Source organism: Micromonospora deserti, assembly GCF_003236335.1.
Taxonomy (GTDB): domain Bacteria; phylum Actinomycetota; class Actinomycetes; order Mycobacteriales; family Micromonosporaceae; genus Micromonospora; species Micromonospora deserti.
The window spans coordinates 1-4,083 of sequence record NZ_POUB01000396.1 but is presented as its reverse complement, the minus strand read 5'-3'; the positions used below and the strand labels follow the sequence as shown (position 1 = coordinate 4,083).

General features: G+C 72.6%; 3 protein-coding genes. All 3 read left to right on the top strand.

All coding sequences use genetic code 11. The features are described 5' to 3' along the window. Positions 1-177 precede the first annotated feature (177 nt). Positions 178-1,668: an FtsW/RodA/SpoVE family cell cycle protein gene (locus tag C1I99_RS29955; protein ID WP_111137535.1), complete on the top strand. Its 1,491-nt coding sequence runs from the start codon at positions 178-180 to the stop codon at positions 1,666-1,668. Next, a complete protein-coding gene (locus C1I99_RS29950) occupies positions 1,665-3,170 on the top strand; it encodes a peptidoglycan D,D-transpeptidase FtsI family protein (RefSeq protein ID WP_111137534.1) in 1,506 nt (501 codons plus the stop codon). The genes C1I99_RS29955 and C1I99_RS29950 overlap by 4 nt, the downstream gene beginning before the upstream one ends. A gap of 1 nt (position 3,171) precedes the next feature. Further along, positions 3,172-4,083: serine/threonine-protein kinase (locus C1I99_RS29945; protein ID WP_146604087.1), on the top strand; the 912-nt coding region annotated here is incomplete at its 3' end.

The following is a 4,083-nucleotide window of genomic DNA, read 5'->3' as shown; positions in this document are numbered from 1 at the left end:
CCCCCACCCCGAGCGGGAGCGCGGCGGCGAGCCCCCCCGTGGCCAGCGGCCCGCCGACCACGCCGGTCGCGCCGACCACCAGCCCCGACGCCCTGCCCTCCGACACCGTTTCGCCCGCGCTCGACCCGGCGGCCTGCCGGTCGCCCGAGTGAGCGTCGGCTCGAATCCGAGGACGACGTGACCGCAGCGGCCACCCCGGCAGTCTCGCCCGCCAGCACCGGCGGGCAGCCCGGCGTACGCCTGGCCCGGTCCCGGCGCAACGCCGAGCTGTCGCTGCTGCTGCTGGCGATGGTGCTGGTGGCGGCGTACGGGGCGATGGTCGAGGCGAAGGTGCTCGACACGGTCACCGCCGACTTCTGGATCCCGGCCGCCGCGCTCGCCGCGGTCTTCCTCGGCCTGCACCTGGTGATCCGGTTCCTGGCGCCGTACGCCGACCCGGCCCTGCTGCCGGCGGTCGCCCTGCTCAACGGTCTCGGCGTGGGCTTCCTGCGCCGGCTCGACCTGGGTGCGGCCGCGCCGGCGGAACGGGAGGAACTAGCCATCTTCGCCGGTACGGGCGGCCGGCAGCTCGCCTGGACACTCGTCTCGGTGATCCTCGCCGCCGGGTTGCTCGCCCTGATGCGCGACCACCGGTCCATCTCCCGGTACGCGTACACCCTGGGCCTGGCCGGCATCGTGCTGGTGATGATCCCGGCGGTGCTGCCCGGCCGGTTCTCCGAGATCAACGGTGCGAAGCTGTGGATCCGGGTGGGCGGCTTCTCCATCCAGCCCGGTGAGTTCGCCAAGCTGGCCCTGCTGGTCTTCTTCGCCTACTACCTGGTGCGCAAGCGCGAGGTGCTGTCCCTGGCCAGCCGCCGGATCCTCGGCATCGACTTCCCGCGCGGGCGCGACCTCGGCCCGGTGGTCGTGGTCTGGCTGATCAGCCTCCTGGTCCTCGTCTTCGAGAAGGACCTCGGCACCTCGCTGCTCTACTTCGGCATGTTCGTGGTGACGCTCTACATCGCCACCGAACGGGTCAGCTGGCTGCTCATCGGTCTGGTGCTGTTCTTCGGCGGCGCCTACCTCGCGTACGTGCTGGGCAGCACCGTCGGCGGGCCGTTCGCCAACTTCTACCTGCGGGCCGAGATCTGGCTGGACCCGTTCGCCGACCCTTACAAGGACGGCTACCAGCTGGTGCAGGGCCTCCTCGCGCTGGGCACCGGCGGGCTGTTCGGGGCCGGCCCGGGTGGCGGCCAGCCGGGCCTGCTGCCCGAGGTGCAGAACGACTTCATCTTCGCCGGCATCGGTGAGGAGATCGGGCTGTTCGGCCTCTCCGCGCTGCTCGTGGTCTACCTGCTGATCGTCGAGCGCGGGCTGCGCGCCGCCCTGGCGGTCCGGGACTCGTTCGGCAAACTGCTCGCCGGTGGCCTGGCGTTCACCCTCGGATTGCAGGTCTTCGTGATCGTCGGCGGGATCAGCAAGCTCATCCCGCTCACCGGCCAGACCACCCCGTTCCTCTCCGCCGGTGGCTCCTCGCTGATGGCGAACTGGCTGCTCGTCGCGGTCCTGCTCCGGGTCTCCGACGGGGCCCGGCGGCCGGTCGCCGGCGGGGGCGGCAAGGCCGACCGGCCGTCCGGCGGCCCGCCGGAGCAGCTGCATGGTGCCCCCACGGAGGTGATCAGGCCGTGAACGCACCCCTGCGCCGGGTCGGCGTCGTCGTCATGATCCTCTTCGGGCTCCTCTTCGCGAACCTGAACTGGATCCAGGCCTACAAGGCCGACGAGTACCGCAACAGCGACTACAACGGCCGGGTCCAAGTCGCCGAGTACGAACGCAAGCGCGGCAACATCGAGGCCGGCGGCACGGCGGTGGCCACCAGCAAGGAGACCAGCGGCGAGCTGAAGTACCTGCGCACCTACCCGGGCGGGGCCCGGTACGCCCACGTGCTCGGCTACAAGCCGGTCAACCTCGCCGACACCGGCATCGAGAAGTCGGAGAACGACTTCCTGGCCGGCACCAGCGACCAGCTCATCGCCAACCGGGTCAAGGACATGTTCACCGGTGACCAGACCGGCGGCGGCAATGTCCTGCTGACCCTCTCGAAGCAGGCCCAGAACACCGCGTACGAGCAGCTGCGGAACAACCAGGAGGGCGTCACGAAGGGCGCGGCGATCGCCATCGACCCGCGTACCGGGGCGGTGCAGGCGCTGGTCTCCATGCCCAGCTTCGACCCCAAACCGTTGGCCAGCCACGACACCAACGAGGCCAGCGCCGCGTACAACCGGCTGGAGCAGGCCCCGGACGGCCCACTGAAGAACCGGGCGCTCGGCGAGGTGCTGCCGCCGGGCTCCACCTTCAAGATCGTGGTGGCCGCGGCGGCACTGGAGAACGGCATCGGCAAGAGCACCCAGATCCCCGCCGGCTCCAGCTTCACGCCGCCCACCTCCGGCACCCCGATCGGCAACGCCGCACCGTCCATCTGCCCGGAGCCACAGGTGACCCTGATGGAGGCGGTCACCGAGTCGTGCAACACCGGCTTCGCCCAGCTCGGCCTGCGGCTCGGCGCCGACACGGTCAAGGAGAAGGCCCGGCAGTTCGGCTTCGAGCAGGAGGACCTCACCGTCGGCCGGCTCGGCGAGGGCGGCCACTCGGTGGCGGCTAGCCGGACCGGCAGCATGCAGAACGCCGACGGCGGGGACGACCCGGCGGCGCTCGCCCAGTCCTCCATCGGGCAGCGGGACGTCCGGATGACTCCGCTGCAGGGGGCCCTGATCGCGGCCACGGTCGCCAACGGCGGCAGCCAGATGCGCCCGTACCTGGTCCGCCAGCTGCTCGGCCCGGACCGCACCACCGACTACTACACGGCCAGGCCGCGGGAGCTGCGCCAGCCGGTCAGCGGGCAGGTCGCCGCCGACCTGCGGGAGATGATGGTCAGCGTGGTCGAGAACGGCACGGGACGGAACGCCCGGATCAACGGCTACACCGTCGGCGGCAAGACTGGCACCGCCCAGTCGGCGCCGGAGCGCCCCGACCACGGCTGGTTCATCGGCTTCGCTCTGGACAAGGACGGCACCCCAGTCTCCGCGGTCTGTGTGGTGCTGGAGCAGGCCGGCGACGGCGGCAGCGCCGAGGCGGCCCGGATCGGCGGCCGGATCATGCGGGCCGCCATCGCCGACCCCGGAGGCCGCTGACATGCTCAGCCCCGGGGTCCAGCTCGGCAACCGCTACCGCCTTGACGAGCGGATCGCCAGCGGCGGCATGGGCGACGTCTGGCGCGGCATCGACCAGGTGCTCGGCCGGACGGTCGCGGTCAAGAGCCTGCTTCCCGCCCTGCTGGACGAGCCGGGCTTCGCCGAGCGCTTCCGGGGCGAGGCGCGCACCATGGCGACCATCAACCACCCCGGCGTGGTCGACGTCTACGACTTCGGCCACGACCAGCAGATCGCCTTTCTGGTGATGGAGTACGTCGAGGGTGACGCGCTCTCGGCCACCCTGAGCCGGGTCGGCCGGCTCACTCCGGCCCGCACCATGGCGCTGGTCGCCCAGGCCGCCGACGCGCTGCACGCCGCCCATGTGAAGGGGATCGTGCACCGGGACGTGAAGCCCGGCAACCTGCTGGTCCGCCCGAACGGCACCCTGGTGCTCACCGACTTCGGCATCGCCCGGTCCGACCTGGTGGGGCAGCTCACCGCCGCCGGTTCGGTGCTCGGCACCGCGTCGTACATCTCGCCGGAGCAGGCCACCGGCGGGGTCGCCACCCCCGCCTCGGACGTCTACGCCCTCGGCGTGGTCGCGTACCAGTGCCTCGCCGGCCGCCGCCCGTTCGAGGGCGACAACCCCCTCGAGATCGCCATGCGCCACGTCCAGGAGACCCCCCGTCCGCTGCCCGCCGACATCCCGCCGCAGGTCCGGGCCGTGGTCGAGCGCGCGCTGGCCAAGGATCCGGCGGCCCGCTGGCCGAGCGCCGCCGCGCTGGCCGGGGTGGCCCGCCAGCTCAAGGCCCAGCTGTCCCAGCAGGCGCGGGCCGGCGGGCATCCGGTCTCCGCCGCACCGGCCTCGCCGGCCGCCCCGCCCGGCCGGGCCCAGGTCCCGGCGCCCCAGGCC